Source organism: Mycobacterium riyadhense (assembly GCF_963853645.1).
Taxonomy (GTDB): Bacteria; Actinomycetota; Actinomycetes; order Mycobacteriales; family Mycobacteriaceae; genus Mycobacterium; species Mycobacterium riyadhense.
Window position 1 is genome coordinate 1462012 of the sequence record NZ_OY970456.1, and the last position, 14288, is coordinate 1476299.

Annotated in this window: 19 protein-coding genes; 8 read left to right on the top strand and 11 right to left on the bottom strand. The window is 65.1% G+C overall.

Annotated features, from left to right (window positions below; genetic code table 11):
- The first annotated feature begins 47 nt into the window (after positions 1–47).
- Both AADZ78_RS06590 and rsrA read left to right on the top strand, forming a co-directional pair.
- The gene (locus tag AADZ78_RS06590; protein ID WP_139828909.1) at positions 48–698 is read left to right on the top strand and encodes a sigma-70 family RNA polymerase sigma factor; all 651 of its coding nucleotides are present in this window, start codon (positions 48–50) and stop codon (positions 696–698) included.
- Positions 695–1000 carry a mycothiol system anti-sigma-R factor gene (gene rsrA, locus AADZ78_RS06595; RefSeq protein ID WP_085252013.1) on the top strand — a complete coding sequence of 102 codons (306 nt, stop codon included), beginning with the start codon at positions 695–697 and terminating at the stop codon, positions 998–1000. Before AADZ78_RS06590 ends, rsrA begins: the two co-directional genes overlap by 4 nt.
- Positions 1001–1010: 10 nt before the next feature.
- Here the strand turns inward: rsrA and AADZ78_RS28955 are convergent, their stop codons facing one another.
- Positions 1011–1085 (bottom strand): 50S ribosomal protein bL37, encoded by a 75-nt coding sequence (locus tag AADZ78_RS28955; RefSeq protein WP_089025046.1) that lies wholly within the window; start codon positions 1083–1085, stop codon positions 1011–1013.
- 203 nt (positions 1086–1288) lie between these two features.
- On the opposite strand from AADZ78_RS28955, the gene AADZ78_RS06600 reads away from it, so the two are divergent.
- Both AADZ78_RS06600 and AADZ78_RS06605 read left to right on the top strand, forming a co-directional pair.
- Positions 1289–1504 carry a biotin/lipoyl-binding carrier protein gene (locus AADZ78_RS06600; RefSeq protein ID WP_085252034.1) on the top strand — a complete coding sequence of 72 codons (216 nt, stop codon included), beginning with the start codon at positions 1289–1291 and terminating at the stop codon, positions 1502–1504.
- 22 nt (positions 1505–1526) lie between these two features.
- On the top strand, positions 1527–3029 hold the full coding sequence (locus tag AADZ78_RS06605; protein ID WP_085252014.1) for a sensor histidine kinase: 1503 nt from the start codon (positions 1527–1529) through the stop codon (positions 3027–3029).
- A gap of 63 nt (positions 3030–3092) precedes the next feature.
- Here AADZ78_RS06605 and whiB1 read toward each other — a convergent pair whose 3' ends face one another.
- From whiB1 to AADZ78_RS06620, 3 genes are all read right to left on the bottom strand, one after another.
- Complete coding sequence (gene whiB1, locus AADZ78_RS06610) at positions 3093–3347, bottom strand: transcriptional regulator WhiB1 (RefSeq protein WP_023371700.1); 255 nt, start codon at positions 3345–3347, stop codon at positions 3093–3095.
- A 269-nt stretch (positions 3348–3616) separates the two neighbouring features.
- A complete protein-coding gene (locus tag AADZ78_RS06615) occupies positions 3617–4603 on the bottom strand; it encodes a diacylglycerol/lipid kinase family protein (RefSeq protein WP_085252015.1) in 987 nt (328 codons plus the stop codon).
- An 11-nt stretch (positions 4604–4614) separates the two neighbouring features.
- Entirely contained in the window at positions 4615–4959 is a 345-nt protein-coding gene (locus AADZ78_RS06620) for a hypothetical protein (RefSeq protein ID WP_264033369.1), read from the bottom strand.
- Positions 4960–5097: 138 nt separating this feature from the next.
- Between AADZ78_RS06620 and AADZ78_RS06625 the strand changes: the two genes are divergently transcribed.
- The gene (locus tag AADZ78_RS06625; RefSeq protein ID WP_085252016.1) at positions 5098–5529 is read left to right on the top strand and encodes a hypothetical protein; all 432 of its coding nucleotides are present in this window, start codon (positions 5098–5100) and stop codon (positions 5527–5529) included.
- Here the strand turns inward: AADZ78_RS06625 and AADZ78_RS06630 are convergent.
- Genes AADZ78_RS06630 through AADZ78_RS06640 form a run of 3 tightly spaced genes read right to left on the bottom strand, consistent with a single transcriptional unit; the run spans position 5481 to position 7668 of the window.
- Entirely contained in the window at positions 5481–5963 is a 483-nt protein-coding gene (locus tag AADZ78_RS06630; protein ID WP_085252017.1) for a GNAT family N-acetyltransferase, read from the bottom strand. The two genes, AADZ78_RS06625 and AADZ78_RS06630, sit on opposite strands and share 49 nt — an antisense overlap.
- Complete coding sequence (locus tag AADZ78_RS06635) at positions 5960–7060, bottom strand: isochorismate synthase (RefSeq protein WP_085252018.1); 1101 nt, start codon at positions 7058–7060, stop codon at positions 5960–5962. The genes AADZ78_RS06630 and AADZ78_RS06635 overlap by 4 nt, the downstream gene beginning before the upstream one ends.
- Positions 7057–7668, bottom strand: coding sequence for an acid phosphatase (locus AADZ78_RS06640; protein WP_085252035.1), 612 nt, complete (start codon positions 7666–7668; stop codon positions 7057–7059). The genes AADZ78_RS06635 and AADZ78_RS06640 overlap by 4 nt, the downstream gene beginning before the upstream one ends.
- An 84-nt stretch (positions 7669–7752) precedes the next feature.
- Between AADZ78_RS06640 and AADZ78_RS06645 the strand changes: the two genes are divergently transcribed.
- A complete protein-coding gene (locus AADZ78_RS06645; protein WP_085252036.1) occupies positions 7753–8553 on the top strand; it encodes a ParA family protein in 801 nt (266 codons plus the stop codon).
- Positions 8554–8621: 68 nt separating this feature from the next.
- Here the strand turns inward: AADZ78_RS06645 and AADZ78_RS06650 are convergent, their stop codons facing one another.
- Positions 8622–9836, bottom strand: coding sequence for a PQQ-binding-like beta-propeller repeat protein (locus AADZ78_RS06650; protein WP_085252019.1), 1215 nt, complete (start codon positions 9834–9836; stop codon positions 8622–8624).
- 19 nt (positions 9837–9855) lie between these two features.
- Entirely contained in the window at positions 9856–11379 is a 1524-nt protein-coding gene (locus AADZ78_RS06655) for a DEAD/DEAH box helicase (protein WP_085252020.1), read from the bottom strand.
- Between the two features lie 257 nt (positions 11380–11636).
- Here AADZ78_RS06655 and AADZ78_RS06660 point away from each other — a divergent pair, with 257 nt between their 5' ends.
- Positions 11637–12332 (top strand): ferritin-like fold-containing protein, encoded by a 696-nt coding sequence (locus tag AADZ78_RS06660; protein WP_085252021.1) that lies wholly within the window; start codon positions 11637–11639, stop codon positions 12330–12332.
- Here AADZ78_RS06660 and AADZ78_RS06665 read toward each other — a convergent pair.
- Complete coding sequence (locus AADZ78_RS06665; RefSeq protein ID WP_139828907.1) at positions 12329–13063, bottom strand: hypothetical protein; 735 nt, start codon at positions 13061–13063, stop codon at positions 12329–12331. The two genes, AADZ78_RS06660 and AADZ78_RS06665, sit on opposite strands and share 4 nt — an antisense overlap.
- Positions 13064–13260: 197 nt before the next feature.
- Between AADZ78_RS06665 and AADZ78_RS06670 the strand changes: the two genes are divergently transcribed.
- A complete protein-coding gene (locus AADZ78_RS06670; RefSeq protein ID WP_085252038.1) occupies positions 13261–13521 on the top strand; it encodes a DUF3107 domain-containing protein in 261 nt (86 codons plus the stop codon).
- Here AADZ78_RS06670 and AADZ78_RS06675 read toward each other — a convergent pair.
- Positions 13508–14194, bottom strand: a complete 687-nt coding sequence (locus AADZ78_RS06675; RefSeq protein ID WP_085252022.1) for a TetR/AcrR family transcriptional regulator — start codon at positions 14192–14194, stop codon at positions 13508–13510. The genes AADZ78_RS06670 and AADZ78_RS06675 overlap by 14 nt on opposite strands.
- Positions 14195–14288: the final 94 nt, after the last annotated feature.

Genomic DNA, 14288 nt, shown 5'->3' on the forward strand with positions numbered 1-14288 from the left:
TCTTGGCGTCCAGTGACACCGCAACCGAAGGGACCGGGCTAATCAAGATGGCCGACATCGATGATGCGACGGGGTCGGAGATTTCCGAGCCTGCGCCGCTTGAGGAGACGGACGAGGAACTGACGGCGCGTTTCGAACGCGACGCCATTCCGCTGTTGGACCAGCTGTACGGCGGCGCGCTGCGCATGACACGCAATCCCGCCGATGCCGAGGATCTGGTCCAGGAAACGATGGTCAAGGCCTATGCGGGATTCCGTTCATTCCGGGAAGGCACGAACCTCAAGGCGTGGCTGTACCGGATCCTCACCAACACCTACATCAACGGCTATCGCAAGAAGCAGCGGCAGCCGGCGGAGTATCCGACCGAGGAGATCACCGACTGGCAACTGGCGTCCAACGCCGAGCATTCCTCGAGCGGGCTGCGCTCGGCCGAGGTCGAAGCCCTTGAGGCGTTGCCGGACACCGAGATTAAAGAAGCGCTGCAGGCGCTGCCGGAAGAGTTCCGGATGGCGGTTTACTACGCCGACGTCGAAGGTTTCCCCTATAAAGAGATTGCCGAGATCATGGACACCCCGATCGGGACCGTGATGTCGAGGCTTCACCGTGGCCGGCGCCAGCTGCGTGGTCTGTTGGCTGATGTGGCCAAAGAGCGAGGCTTTGTCCGTGGCGAGCAGACGCACGAGGAGGTGTCGTCATGAGCGAGTTTCCCGGCCCATCCGACACTTGCCCGGACGGCGGTGAGTCACTCGACTACTACGGGTGTGAGCAGGTCATCGCCGAGGTCTGGACCCTGCTCGACGGTGAATGCACCCCGGAGACTCGCGCGAAGCTGCGCCGCCATCTGGAGGCGTGTCCCGGCTGTCTCAAGCATTACGGGCTCGAGGAGCGCATCAAGGCGTTGATCGCCACCAAGTGCCAAGGCGAAAAGGCTCCCGAGGGCCTAAGGGAACGCCTCCGGATGGAAATCCGCCGGACCACAATTATTCGACGTGGGCAGTAGGCTTCCCGCGCTACGCGTTGGGCCGCTTGCCGTGGTTGGCTTTGCTGTACTTGCGGTCGCGCTTCTTGCGGCCACGCTTGGCCATCTCGGGAACCTCCGTAGTTCGTCAAATGCAGGGCTGCTAACGTGCGCCCGGTTGTTGTCCAGTGTCTCACGCGACGCGTGGTAGGCCACCGTTAGCCCGCATGCCGCGGTCCCGAGCGATCTTATGGTTCGATATACATGACTGATTGACGCCCGATGAAGCAGCCGTCAGCGTGCGTAATGGCCGAAACGAGTGGGGTGAAGATGTCCGAGGATGTTCGAGCCGAGATCGTGGCCAGCGTGCTCGAAGTCGTTGTCAGCGAAGGCGACCAAATCGCCAAGGGTGACACCGTGGTCCTGCTGGAGTCGATGAAGATGGAGATTCCCGTCCTGGCCGAAGTCGCCGGGACCGTTAGTAAGGTGAGCGTGTCGGTGGGCGATGTCATTCAGGCCGGCGACCTTATCGCCGTGATCAGCTAGCCGTTGGATCTTTCATACCTGCATGTCCACTCTCGGTAACCTGCTGGCCGAACATACGGTCCTGCCGGGAAACGCGGTCGACCATTTGCATGCCGTGGTCGGAGAGTGGCAGCTGCTTGCCGATCTATCGTTCGCCGATTACTTGATGTGGGTTCGCCGAGACGACGGCGTCCTGGTCTGCGTTGCGCAATGCCGTCCGAACACCGCGCCGACGGCGCTGCAGACCGATGCGGTGGGCAGGGTGGTCGCCGCCGACAGGCTGCCGCTGGTGGCCGAGACCTTCGCATCCGGCGCTGCGCGGCGGGAAAGTAATGGGGGCCAGGACCATTCGCGGCAACTTCCCGGTCCGAATGTTGATTCCTCTCCGGTGCGATTTCGCGACCGGGTGGTGGCGGTGCTGACGCAGCACCAGACCGAACTGACGGCCCGTCGCAGTTCGGGCGGCCTGGAGACGGCCTACCGGGATACCGCCACAGACCTGCTGCACATGCTGGCGGAGGGCACTTTCCCCGACGTCGGGGATGTGGCCATGTCGCGATCCACCCCACGGGCAGGCGATGGCTTCATGCGCCTCGATGTCGATGGTGTTGTCGCATACGCCAGCCCTAACGCGCTGTCGGCCTACCACAGGATGGGCCTGACCAGCGAGCTGGAAGGCCACAACCTCATCAGAGTCACCCGGCCGCTGATCTCGGACCCGTTCGAGGCGCAGGAGGTGGCCGAGCATGTGCTGGACTTGCTTGCCGGCGGGGCGAGCATGCGGATGGAGGTCGATGCCGGCGACGCCACCGTGCTGCTGCGGACGCTGCCGCTGGTGGTGCATGGTCGCAACGCCGGTGCCGCGATATTGATCCGCGATGTCACCGAGGTGAAGCGCCGGGACCGCGCCCTGATTTCCAAGGACGCCACCATTCGCGAAATCCATCACCGGGTGAAGAACAATCTGCAAACCGTGGCCGCACTGCTGCGGCTGCAGGCTCGACGCACGGCCAACGCCGAAGGTCGGGAGGCACTGATCGAGTCCGTTCGCCGGGTGTCGTCGATTGCGTTGGTCCACGACGCGTTATCGATGTCGGTTGACGAGCAAGTCAACCTCGACGAGGTCATAGACCGAATCCTGCCGATCATGAACGATGTGGCGTCCGTGGGCACGCCGATCCGGATCAACCGGGTGGGCGACCTCGGGGTGCTGGACTCCGATCGGGCGACGGCCCTGATCATGGTGATCACCGAACTGGTGCAGAATGCGATCGAGCATGCGTTCGACCCGACAGCCGAAGAGGGATCGGTGACGATTCGTGCTGAGCGATCGGCACGCTGGCTCGATGTCGTGGTGCACGACGACGGGCGTGGGTTACCAGATGGATTCAGCCTGGAGAAATCCGACAGCCTGGGACTGCAGATCGTTCGAACCTTGGTATCTGCCGAGCTGGATGGCTCGCTGGGGATGCGCGAAGCCCCCAATCGCGGCACAGATGTGGTGCTGCGGGTTCCGATTGGTCGCCGGGGGCGGTTGGTGTTGTAGCGGTTCACACAACAGTGCGGCCCCGACGATGGTCGGGGCCGCACTGTTCGGAGACCGGGTCTTTCAGACTCCGCTTCGGGCCTTCGTCCGGGCGTTGCGGCGCTTTAGCGCGCGCCGCTCATCTTCGCTCATGCCGCCCCAGACACCCGAGTCCTGGCCGGTATTCAGAGCCCAGCTGAGACACTCTGTGGTCACCGGACACCGATTGCAGACCAGTTTCGCGTCAGCGATCTGCGCAAGCGCCGGGCCGCTGTTCCCAACCGGGAAGAACAGCTCGGGATCCTCGTCACGGCAGACCGCCTTGTGGCGCCAATCCATTAGTAGTTACTCCTCACTATGTGCGCAGCAGTGCGCACGGGCGATTTTTCTTGGCGGTTAACGCGTGCACAAGAAAGGTTTCCGTACCTCTACATCTCTCTGCATGCAACCTTTTGATCGTTTCACAGGCCCAACAGATGTCAATAGTGTTACGTAAGCGCGTGGGCTATCTCACTTTGACGTTCTGTCAGACGTTCTGTCACCAAACCCCTCACTCTGTTGTACTACACTAACCGTCCTTTGTGCCGAACATTTGCGTCGCAACCTTGTCACATCTTTGATTGTCGCAGGTCAGGCCTATTTTTTGCGGGGGGTGCGACCACCGACAATACCTCCGGAACTGCGCGGAAGGTCATGGTTTCGCGCACGCCGAGGTAATCCCCGTCGAACTGACAGGCCGCGGGTTCCCCAGTGCTGGTGATCGTCAGGTAGGGGACATCGTCCTCGGTGATCAGTTGCTTGAAGTTGAACTTCGGCCGTTTTGCGAACATCTGCCGGACAATCCGCAGGGTGGGGATCGTCTTCATGGTCGTGGGGGCGAAGACGCCCAAACCGGACTCGAACGTGCAGGCGGGATTGGTCCAAACCGGCCGGTTGTTTGCGTAGGTCCATGGACTGGCGTTGGACACGAAGATGAAGCTCACACCCGTAATCGGTTCACGATTGGGAAGTTCCAGCTTGAGGGTGGGTTCGCGGCGCGTGTAGCCCCACACAGCGGGCACCGCCGCCCGGATATACCGCCAGGCCGTAACTTTGCCACCCTTATCGCGTTCGGCCTCCACCGCGGCCACCACTTCGGCGTCGACACCCATTCCGGTGTTGAACACGGCCCAGCGCTCACCGCAGTCGATCAGCCCGATTCGACGCCATTGCTGGTGGCGGTGGTAGTCGTCGAGCAACTGGATGAGCTGGTTAGTGGCGGCGAGCGGGTCGGGCGATATTCCCAGAACCCTGGCCAGCACATTCGCCGAGCCTCCTGGGACGATCGCGACTGCCGGCACAGGTCCGGCCTGCGTCGTGGCGGGGCTGCCCAGCATGCCGTTGACCACCCCGCTCACCGTGCCGTCGCCACCATGCACGACAACCAGGTCAACACCGTCCGCAACAGCTGCCTGGCCGAGTTCAGCGGCGTGACCGCGGTGTTTGGTGTGTTCGACGGTGAGTTGAAGGCGACTCTTGAGCGCGTGTGCGACTAGGTCCCGAGCGGCCGGCGTGATGGTAGTCGCGGTGGGGTTGACGATCAGCACGGCTCGCATGAGCCATGAGCTTAGGCGTGGCGACGATGCGCGCCGCGTAGCGGCGCGAGGAGCGCGCGATCGGGCTTGAGCGTGGCGACGATGCTTGCCGCGTAGCGGCGCGAGGAGGAGCCGCGCGATCCGGCTTGAGCGTGGCGACGATGCGCGCCGCGTAGCGGCGCGAGGAGCGCGCGATCGGGCTTGAGCGTGGCGACGATGCTTGCCGCGTAGCGGCGCGAGGAGCGCGCGATCGGGCTTGAGCGTGGCGACGATGCGCGCCGCGTAGCGGCGCGAGGAGGAGCCGCGCGATCCGGCTTGAGCGTGGCGACGATGCTTGCCGCGTAGCGGCGCGAGGAGCGCGCGATCGGGCCGGGCATCGAGTGTGTACTGGCGGCCCTGAGTGTGTTTGTAGGGTGGGGGTTTCGCGATTTGGTCGCCCTAGCGGCACACTCAAAGCCCTCAGCTCACACTCGACGCCGTCGATCGCGAAGGGCCCGCATGACTACGCTGACCCTGTGACTGTTCGCGCCCCGACGACCGTGCGTGGAGCCGGCCTGATCGTCGTCGTTCAGGGTGCGGCGGCGCTGGTAATGGCCGCGGTGCTGGTGGTGCGCGGACTCGCGGGCGCCGACCAGCACATAGTAAACGGGCTGGGAACCGCAGGCTGGTTCGCGCTGGTCGGTGGTGGGGTGTTGGCCGGTGGCTGCGCCCTGATAGCCGGCAAGCGGTGGGGCCGCGGGCTGGCGGTGTTCGCCCAGCTGTTGCTGCTGCCGGTGGCGTGGTATCTGGCTGTGGGTTCGCATCAGCTGGCGATTGGGATCCCGGTGGGGATCGTGGCGCTCGCCGCGCTCGGATTGCTCTTCAGTCCGCCTTCCCTGCGCTGGGCCGCCCGCGGTGATCAGCGTGGTTCGGCCAGCGCCGCCAATCGCGGGCCGGACAGCCGATAGGTAGTCCACTCGCGTTGCGGCTGCCCGCCGATCTGGTCGTAGAGCGCGATGGCATCCGAATTCCAGTTCAGCACCGCCCATACCAGCCGCGTGTAGCCGTTGTCGACGCATTCTTTGGCCAGCGTGGCCAGTAAACCACGGGCTAGGCCGCGGCGGCGAAATCTCGGGCGCACGTAAATGTCTTCCAGGTAGATGCCCGCGACGCCATCCCAAGTGGAAAAGTTGAGAAACCACAGCGCCATCGCGGCGATCTCGCCGTTAATCTCGGCGACGTGTCCTTGCACCGTCGGTGAATTGCCGAAAAGTGCTGCCGATATTTGAGTTTCGGTGACCGTGCATTGGTCGGCGGCATGCTCGAATTCGGCGAGTTCGTGGATCATGGCTGCAATTTCGGCGCTGTCTTCCGGTACGGCGCGGCGGACATTGCGGGTCATGGCTCGACTCCCAGCGCGGTCAATATGGTGGCGAATTTCGTTGTGGTTTCCTCGACTTCGTCGTCGGGATCGGATTCGGCGACAATGCCGCCGCCCGCACGCGCGAGCGCGGTGCGCCGATCGGCCGATAATTGTGCGCAACGGATCGATACCACCCAGCGGCCGTCGCCCCGCGCATCACACCATCCCACGGCACCTGCGTAGAAGCCGCGGTCGCCTTCAAGCTCGGCGATGAGCTCGGTGGCCGCGCTGGTCGGAACTCCTCCGACCGCGGGGGTGGGGTGCAGCGCCAACGCCAGATCGATTGCGGTAGTTAAGGTGTCGCGTAGTCGGCCAGTGATTGGTGTGCACAGGTGCCAAACGGCAGCGGTGCGGCTCAGCTGTGGCTCAGATGCGATGGTGAGGTCCTCGCACAGTGGCTCGAGGGCTGCGCGCATGCTGTCGATGACCAATTGGTGCTCGTGGCGGTTCTTGGCCGAAGCGGCCAGCGCGGCGCCGTTGGCGGCGTCGACGTCGGGCTCTTCGGCACGCGGTGCCGTGCCGGCGAGCGGCTGACACACGACGCGATCGGCGAACCGTGCGACCAGGAGTTCTGGGGTAGCGCCCACCAGAGCCGCCCCAGTGTAGTCGTCACCAGCGGAGGTCAGGTCGACGAGATAGCCATAGGCCGTTGGGTCGGCTGCTACCAGCCGGCGCAGGACGACGCGGGCGTCCAGCGGTGCGTCGGCGGTCAGCTGCAACGATCGGGCCAGTACCACCTTGCACAGCGAGTTGTCCGGCGCGGCAAGCTGATCCCGTGCGCGGCTGATCTGGTCGCGGTAGTCAGCCAGCGACGGGATGGCGGCGCCAACGCGGACGGCCGGCAGTGCGTCGGTTGGCCACCGGGGCAGTCCCTCGAGGCGCCGCACCGCACCCGGTACCATCAGCGCTGCTGGCCTGCTTACATCAAAAGGCAGCCCGCCCAACAACATTGGCGCCTCTCCGGAGCGCAGAGCCGCCTGTGCCGCGGGCAGGTCGCGATAACGCGTCCTTACCCCGTCGGCAACCAGTGCGCCCCCTGAGCCGCACAGGACGAACGGCGGTTCGCTGGCTATCAATTGACCGGATGACCGGTCAACCCGAGCACACAGAGCTGGCGCACCCCATGCTCGAACCCACAGACAGCAATCGAGGCGGTCACCATGCCGAACCGACTGCCTTCGGTCAGCGGCAACTCGACCCAACGCGTGATCACCGCGCGCGAGAAGTGGCCGTGGCTGACGAACAACACATCACGCGACGTCATATGCTCGAGCGCCATCGCAACGGCGCGATCGGCGCGATCGCTGACCTGCGTAACACTTTCACCATCCGGGCATCCGTGTGTCCACACCAGCCAATCGGGTACGGATTGCTGTATCTCCCGCGTCGTCAAGCCTTCGTAGGAACCGTAATCCCACTCAGCGAGCAGCGGAGATACCTCGTCAACGGTCAGCCCGGCTAACTCGGCGGTGACCAAGCATCGTTGACGTGGGCTGCTGATCACCACCGGGTCATCAAGCTCGAGTTGAGCCAGTGTCTGCCCGGCCAGCTTGGCCTGCGCGCGGCCAGCTTCGGTCAGCTCGATGTCGCTACGGCCGGTGTGCTGTCCCGATTTCGACCATTCGGTCTCGCCGTGGCGCAGTAGCAGCAGTCGGTGCCCCGACCAAGGATTGTGCAAGCCCATGCCGACAGATTCTGCCTGAGACACGCCGGACCCACGCCGCCGCTGCTCGAAGCGAGCCGCGGCGAGCATGCCAGGATGGGGCTTGTGACGAACACGAGGGTGCTGGCGGTGGCCAACCAGAAGGGTGGGGTGGCCAAGACGACGACGGTTGCCTCGCTGGGTGCGGCGATGGTGGATAAGGGACGGCGAGTGCTGCTCGTCGATCTGGACCCGCAGGGTTGCTTGACGTTCTCCCTTGGTCAAGATCCCGACAAACTTCCGGTGTCCGTCCACGAGGTGCTCCTCGGTGAGGTCGAACCGAACGCCGCGTTGGTCACGACGGCAGAGGGAATGACGCTGTTGCCAGCCAACATTGACCTGGCCGGCGCTGAGGCGATGCTACTGATGCGCGCCGGTCGCGAGTATGCCCTCAGACGCGCGCTGACCAAGCTTGACGACGAGTTCGACGTAGTCATCATCGACTGCCCGCCGTCGCTGGGTGTGCTCACCCTTAACGGCCTGACAGCCGCCGACGAGGTGATCGTGCCGTTGCAGTGCGAGACGCTGGCCCACCGCGGCGTTGGCCAATTCCTGCGCACGGTCGCCGATGTCCAGCAGATCACCAACCCGAAGCTGCGGATGTTGGGTGCGTTGCCGACGCTGTACGACTCGCGAACCACGCATACTCGCGACGTGCTGCTCGACGTTGCCGACCGTTACGAGCTGCCGGTGCTGGCGCCGCCGATCCCACGCACGGTGCGCTTCGCTGAGGCCAGTGCCTCGGGTTCGTCGGTGCTGGCAGGCCGCAAGAACAAGGGCGCGGTGGCCTATCGCGAGCTGGCGCAGGCGTTGCTCAAACACTGGAAGTCCGGCAAGCCGCTGCCCACGTTCACAGTGGAGCTGTAACAGCGCGAGCAGACGCAAAAGCCCCTATTTCCTGCGGAAATAGGGGCTTTTGCGTCTGCTCGCGCGGGCTAGCCCAGGGTCACCACGGTGTCGCCGCGTTGTTCGATCACCTTTGAACCCGAAACGGTCGGGATAACCGCCGAGGCATTCGTCGGCCGATTCACCGGGATGTAGCGATTGTTCGCCCCGGTGATCGGGTCATAGACGCCGATCGCGCCAGTCACTGGCACGAGCAGCTGACCGGCCATCATCACGCCCGGTCCCAAGGGGGCAGCCGTCTCGCCCGCGACGATGGTGTAGCGCTGGGTCAGGTTGGCCGCGTCAAAAACCATCAATGTATCGCCGGTCCACCAGGTCACCAGGTTGCCGGTTTGTGACATCACCGCCGATGGCGACGGCGGCTTGGCCAGCAGTGTGCTCGACACCGTGGTGCCGGTCTCGTCGATCACGTCGACTCGAGGCTGTGGGGTTGGCAGGTACACCGCGGTCCGGTTTTGCGACACGACCAGCACCCGCGCCCCCGAACCCGGCCGGATGCCGGGTTCGGCCACAAACTGCTGCTGGGGTTCGTCTTCTTCCTTACCCGGGCGCAGCAGGACGAGCCGCAGGTCAGCCTGGTTCCCGCAGACCTCGAGCACCGATACCGCCGACGAGCTGGCGCTCGCCGACTCCAGCGTGCATCCGGAATGCAGGCCCCGGTTTGAGGGTTTCACCCGCGCGTCGGTCTCGCCGTAGGACAACATCCGGACCATGTCCGAACGCCACAGTTCTAGGCGGGTATTGCCGGCAGACAACACCGTCGTGCCATCTGTGGAGAGCCGGACGCGCGGATCGGCGTAGCTGCTGCGGGCGGGGCCGCGACGGCCGGTGGACCCATCGATCGTGCTGACCTGACCGCATCCCCGATCATCGTGATAGACCGCGACGGCGTAGCGGTAGATCCAGGTCACCCCGCACAGGTCGGTGTCACGGGCGTAGCTCCACAGTGACGCTCCGGTGGCCGGGTCGCGCCCTTCCACCTGGCGGCCATTCGCCGTGACCACCGTCCCGCCCACCGCCACGGGTGCCCGGGTAGCGGGGCTGGAAGCGGTCCACAACTGCTGCAGCGTGGCCGGGACTTCCCGGGCTGGGGCCGGATTCGGCGCCGGAACGGCGGCCGGTCGGCTGACGGTGGCCCGGGCATCGCTGGTCCACCAGATCAGCACCGCCACCACGGCGACGACGACCGCGATCGTCACGGCCGCCACGATGTCGGCCTTGGTGCGGCGTTCGGGTTTGGCCATGCCGGAGAGGTGGGCCGGCTTAGTTGGCCGGCGTGGTGGCGTCCGCGGGCTTGCGGCGGCGACGGCGGCGCCGGGCGGTCCCGGAGGCGGCTGACGAAGAGTCGGACCCAGTGCAAGGACCCGTTTCTGGAGCGGCATCACCACTGGCGGGGGTGTTGGTGCCGGGGTGCCCGGTGATCGGCTTGCCGCCACGGGTGCGCCGTCGGCGTGAGCTGCTGCGCGTGCGTTGAGCCTTTTGGCCGTCTCTGTCTCCCGCGTCGGCTTGGCCGTCTGAGCGGCGTTTGACCTGCGATTTGCGCGCCGGGCCGACAGTGCCTCCGGCCTCGGCCGGGATGTCTAACTCGGAGTACAGGTGCGGCGAGTTGGAGTACGTCTCCGCCGGATCGGGGGAGCCCAGACCCAGCGCCTTATCGATCATCGCCCATCGCTCCAGCTCGTCCCAGTCCACCAGGGTGATGGCGACTCCAGTGCGGCCGGCGCGGCCGGTGCGCCCGATGCGGTGGACGTACATCTTCTCGTCCTCGGGGCACTGGTAGTTGATGACGTGAGTCACGTCGTCGATGTCGATGCCACGCGCAGCCACGTCGGTGGCCACCAGCACGTCGATGTCCCCGCCCCGGAACGCTTTGAGCGCCTTCTCGCGCGCTATCTGTCCGAGGTCACCGTGTACCGCGCCCACCGCGAAGCCGCGCTCGTTCAACTCATCGGCCACCTTCTGCGCGGTGCGCTTGGTGCGGGTGAAGATCATCGTCGCGCCCCGGTCACGTGCCTGCAGCACCCGGCTGACCAGCTCGACCTTGTCCAACGCGTGGGCGCGGTAAACGAACTGCTCGGTGGTGTCGTGCACGGCCAGAGAGTGCGGTGCCTCCGCCCGGATGTGGGTGGGCTGGTCCATGAAGGTGCGCGCCAGCGTGATGATCGGATCCGGCATGGTCGCCGAGAACAACATCGACTGCCGGTCGGCGGGGATCTGACGCAAGATGCGCTCGATGTCGGGCAGGAAGCCCAGGTCCAGCATCTCGTCGGCCTCGTCGAGGACCAGCACCGACAAGCCGCCGAGCTGCAGGTGGCCCTGCTGGCACAGGTCGAGCAGGCGGCCGGGAGTGCCCACCACCACATCGGCGCCCTTGTGCAGTGCCTCGATTTGCGGCTCGTAGGCCCGCCCCCCGTAGATGGATACCACGGTGAGCTGTCGCTCGTCGTCGGCGACGAGGTATTTTGCGGCGGTGGCGAGGTCATCGGTCACCTGCAGACACAGCTCGCGGGTGGGCACCACCACCAGCGCCCGCGGAGCTCCGGTGAGTGGCCGTACTCCGGTACCGGAGGAGATGCGCTGCAGCAGCGGAACGCCGAACGCGAAGGTCTTGCCCATTCCGGTGCGGGCCTGGCCAATGACGTCTTCGCCGTTGAGCGCGAGCGGCAGGGTGAGTTCTTGAATAGCAAAGGGTGTCTGGATGCCCTTTTCGGCTAGTGCGCGGACAATTTCGTCGCGGACTCCAAGTTTGGCAAACGACGGTTCAGTTGTGCTTTTGAGCGCGGTCATACGTGGTTGCAGAACCTTTCGGTGACGGTATCGGTCGTGTGTCGGTGTTTCTCTGTCGCGGTTCACGCGCGCACGAGTTCCGACTCCGATACGTCGCCGAGGCGCCGGCTCCAATACACCATCCGGGCGGGCCAGCTACGTGCACGCACATTTCGCCGATAGTGACAGCACACCAGATGCAGCCACCACCTATAGGAATGATAACTGGTCGCCAGCACGCTCCATTTCCTTTCGTGCCTGCCGACTAGAGTGTGGCCATGCCCTCGCCCTCATCCGCCGACCAGGTGGCCAATTCGCCGAGGCCACGGCTACCGGCGGATCATCCCGGCGTCAACGAGTTGTTCGCTTTGCTGGCCTACGGCGAGGTGGCGGCGTTCTACCGGCTTACCGATGAGGCGCGGATGGCGCCGAATCTGCAGGGGCGGATCTCGATGGCGAGCATTGCCGCCGCCGAGATGGGGCACTATGAGCTGCTGCGCGATGCGCTGGAACGTCGTGGTGTCGATGTGGTACCGGCAATGTCGAAGTACGTGTCGGCGCTGGAAAATTACCACCGGCTTACGACGCCGAGCACGTGGTTGGAAGCCCTGGTGAAGACCTACGTCGGTGACGCCCTGGCCGCCGATTTGTATCTGGAGATCGCCGACGGGCTGCCGGACGAGGTTGCCCACGTCGTGCGAGCGGCGTTGTCGGAGACTGGGCACTCCCAATTTGTCGTTGCCGAGGTACGTGCCGCGGTGACCGCCAGCGGCAAACAGCGCAGCCGGCTGGCGCTGTGGTCTCGCCGGCTACTCGGCGAAGCGATCACCCAGGCCCAGTTCCTGCTGGCCGATCACGATGAGCTGGTCGATCTGGTGGTAGCTGGTACCGGCGGCCTTAGCCAGCTCGGGGCATTCTTCGACCGCCTCCAACACACCCACGATCAACGGATGCGGGAACTCGGCCTTAGCTAACGTGTGCAGGTCGCGATGATCCCGTAGCTGGTCGACGCCACGACCAGCTGACCCTGGGCGTTGACGATCGCGCAATTGAGACGACCGCGGAGGCTGGTCGCGATGACCGACTCGGTCTGCACGCCCGGGTTCAACACCACCACCTTCGTCCACGGCAGCGCCACGTTGACGTCCGTCTTGAGGAAGCCCCGCTCATCTGTGTAGACCACGTTCACCAGGTCGAGGAGCTGCTTTGTTCCGGTCACGCTGTAGACGACGGTGCGCGGACTCAGCGCGGCGCCCGGCGGTGCGGCGGTTTGCGGCGGTACGGCGGTGGGTGTTCGCGGCGCGGTACTGGGCCAGGGACTGCTCGGCGTCAGGGTAGTAACCGTCTCCGGAGGTAGCTGGGGCCGCAAGGTGCTTGGCGGAGATGTGGGCGCGACACGGGGTGCCATGCTGGGCGGGGCCGTCGATCGCGGGGTGGTTGACAGAACCGGCCGCGGCGCGGGCGCTCCGACGGTGGCCTTGGTGGTAGCGCTGTCTCCGCTGTTGATGATGACCGCGGTCGCGAGAGCGCCCAGCGCCACCACACCGCCGACGATCGCGGCGACTGGGCGCCATCGACTATCGGCCGGCCATGCCAGCTCTCCGTAGCCTTCTTCACCATAGGAGCCGGCTCCGGTGGTGTCATAGCTCTCGTCGTCCGGGTAGTCCCGGACGTCGTCATAGAGGGTGTTAACTGTGTTACTGATGGTGCCAATGTTATCGACGCGGGGGCGGGCGGTCGGGCATCGCGGGGGCGGGTAAACCCGGCTGGGACCGAACCGTAATTAAGCCGTTTCGCTAGCCGCGAACCGCCCGTAAGGGCCCGTGGCGCAATGCGCCCGCGGCGTGTCCACTAGCCTGCTGCTGACACGCCTGCGACGAAATGCCAACGGAAGGGGCGACCGTGGAGGTCAAGATTGGTATCACGGAAAGTCCGCGCGAGCTGGTGTTCTCCAGTACGCAGACGCCTGATGAGGTTGAAGAGCTGGTGAGCAGCGCGCTGCGCGAGGGTTCCGGTGTGTTGAATCTCACCGACGAGCGTGGCCGTCGCTTCATGGTCAACACTGCAAAGATTGCCTACGTCGAGATCGGGGTCGCCGACGCCCGCCGGGTCGGCTTCGGAATCGGTGCTGAGGCCGTCGCGAGAGCGGCTACGAGCGAGTAAGCGGCACGTGGGAGAGCCCACCCCAGGCGAACTGGACGGTGCCCTCGACCGCATCCGATTTAGAAATCGGACGATCGGCATCCAGCCAGTACCTTGCGGCGTCGACGCTCATGCCGACCAGGCCCACGGCGATCATCCGGGCACGATGCGGCTCTAGCCCGGAATCCTCGGCGATTAGGGCGAATACCGCGTCGATGCAGGATTCGGTGGCTACCCGCACCTGTGCGGCGACCTCGGGTTCGGTGACGTAGTCGTTTTCGAAGATCAGGCGGTAGCCCTGGCTGTCGTGCTCGATGAAGTCAAAGAACGCCTGAACCGCGGCATGCAACCGCTGTCGGTTGTCGGTGGTGGTGCGTAGCGCCTGCTGCACACCGTAAACCAGGTTGTCCACGTGCCGATGAAGCACCGCCAGATACAGTTCTAGCTTGCTCGAAAAGTGTTGATACAGAACGGGTTTACTCACACCCGCGCGGTCGGCGATCTCGTCCATGCCGGCCGCGTGGTAGCCATGGTCGACAAACACGTCGCTGGCTACGACCAACAATTGGCCACGGCGCTCATCGCGGGGTAGCCGGTTTCCGCGCCGGCTCGAGGTCACCGCGGCGTCGGCCGGCCGACCGCGTTCGGCCGATCTGACGGCGCGCCGTTGCGCGGCCTTGGCGAGATCGCTCATCGGTCCTCAATCTGATTCGCGCTGATTTTCCGGGCCACTTTCCCATCCCCGCGGCCGCACGTGTGTCGCAACGACATTACTACCCCAGGCGTCC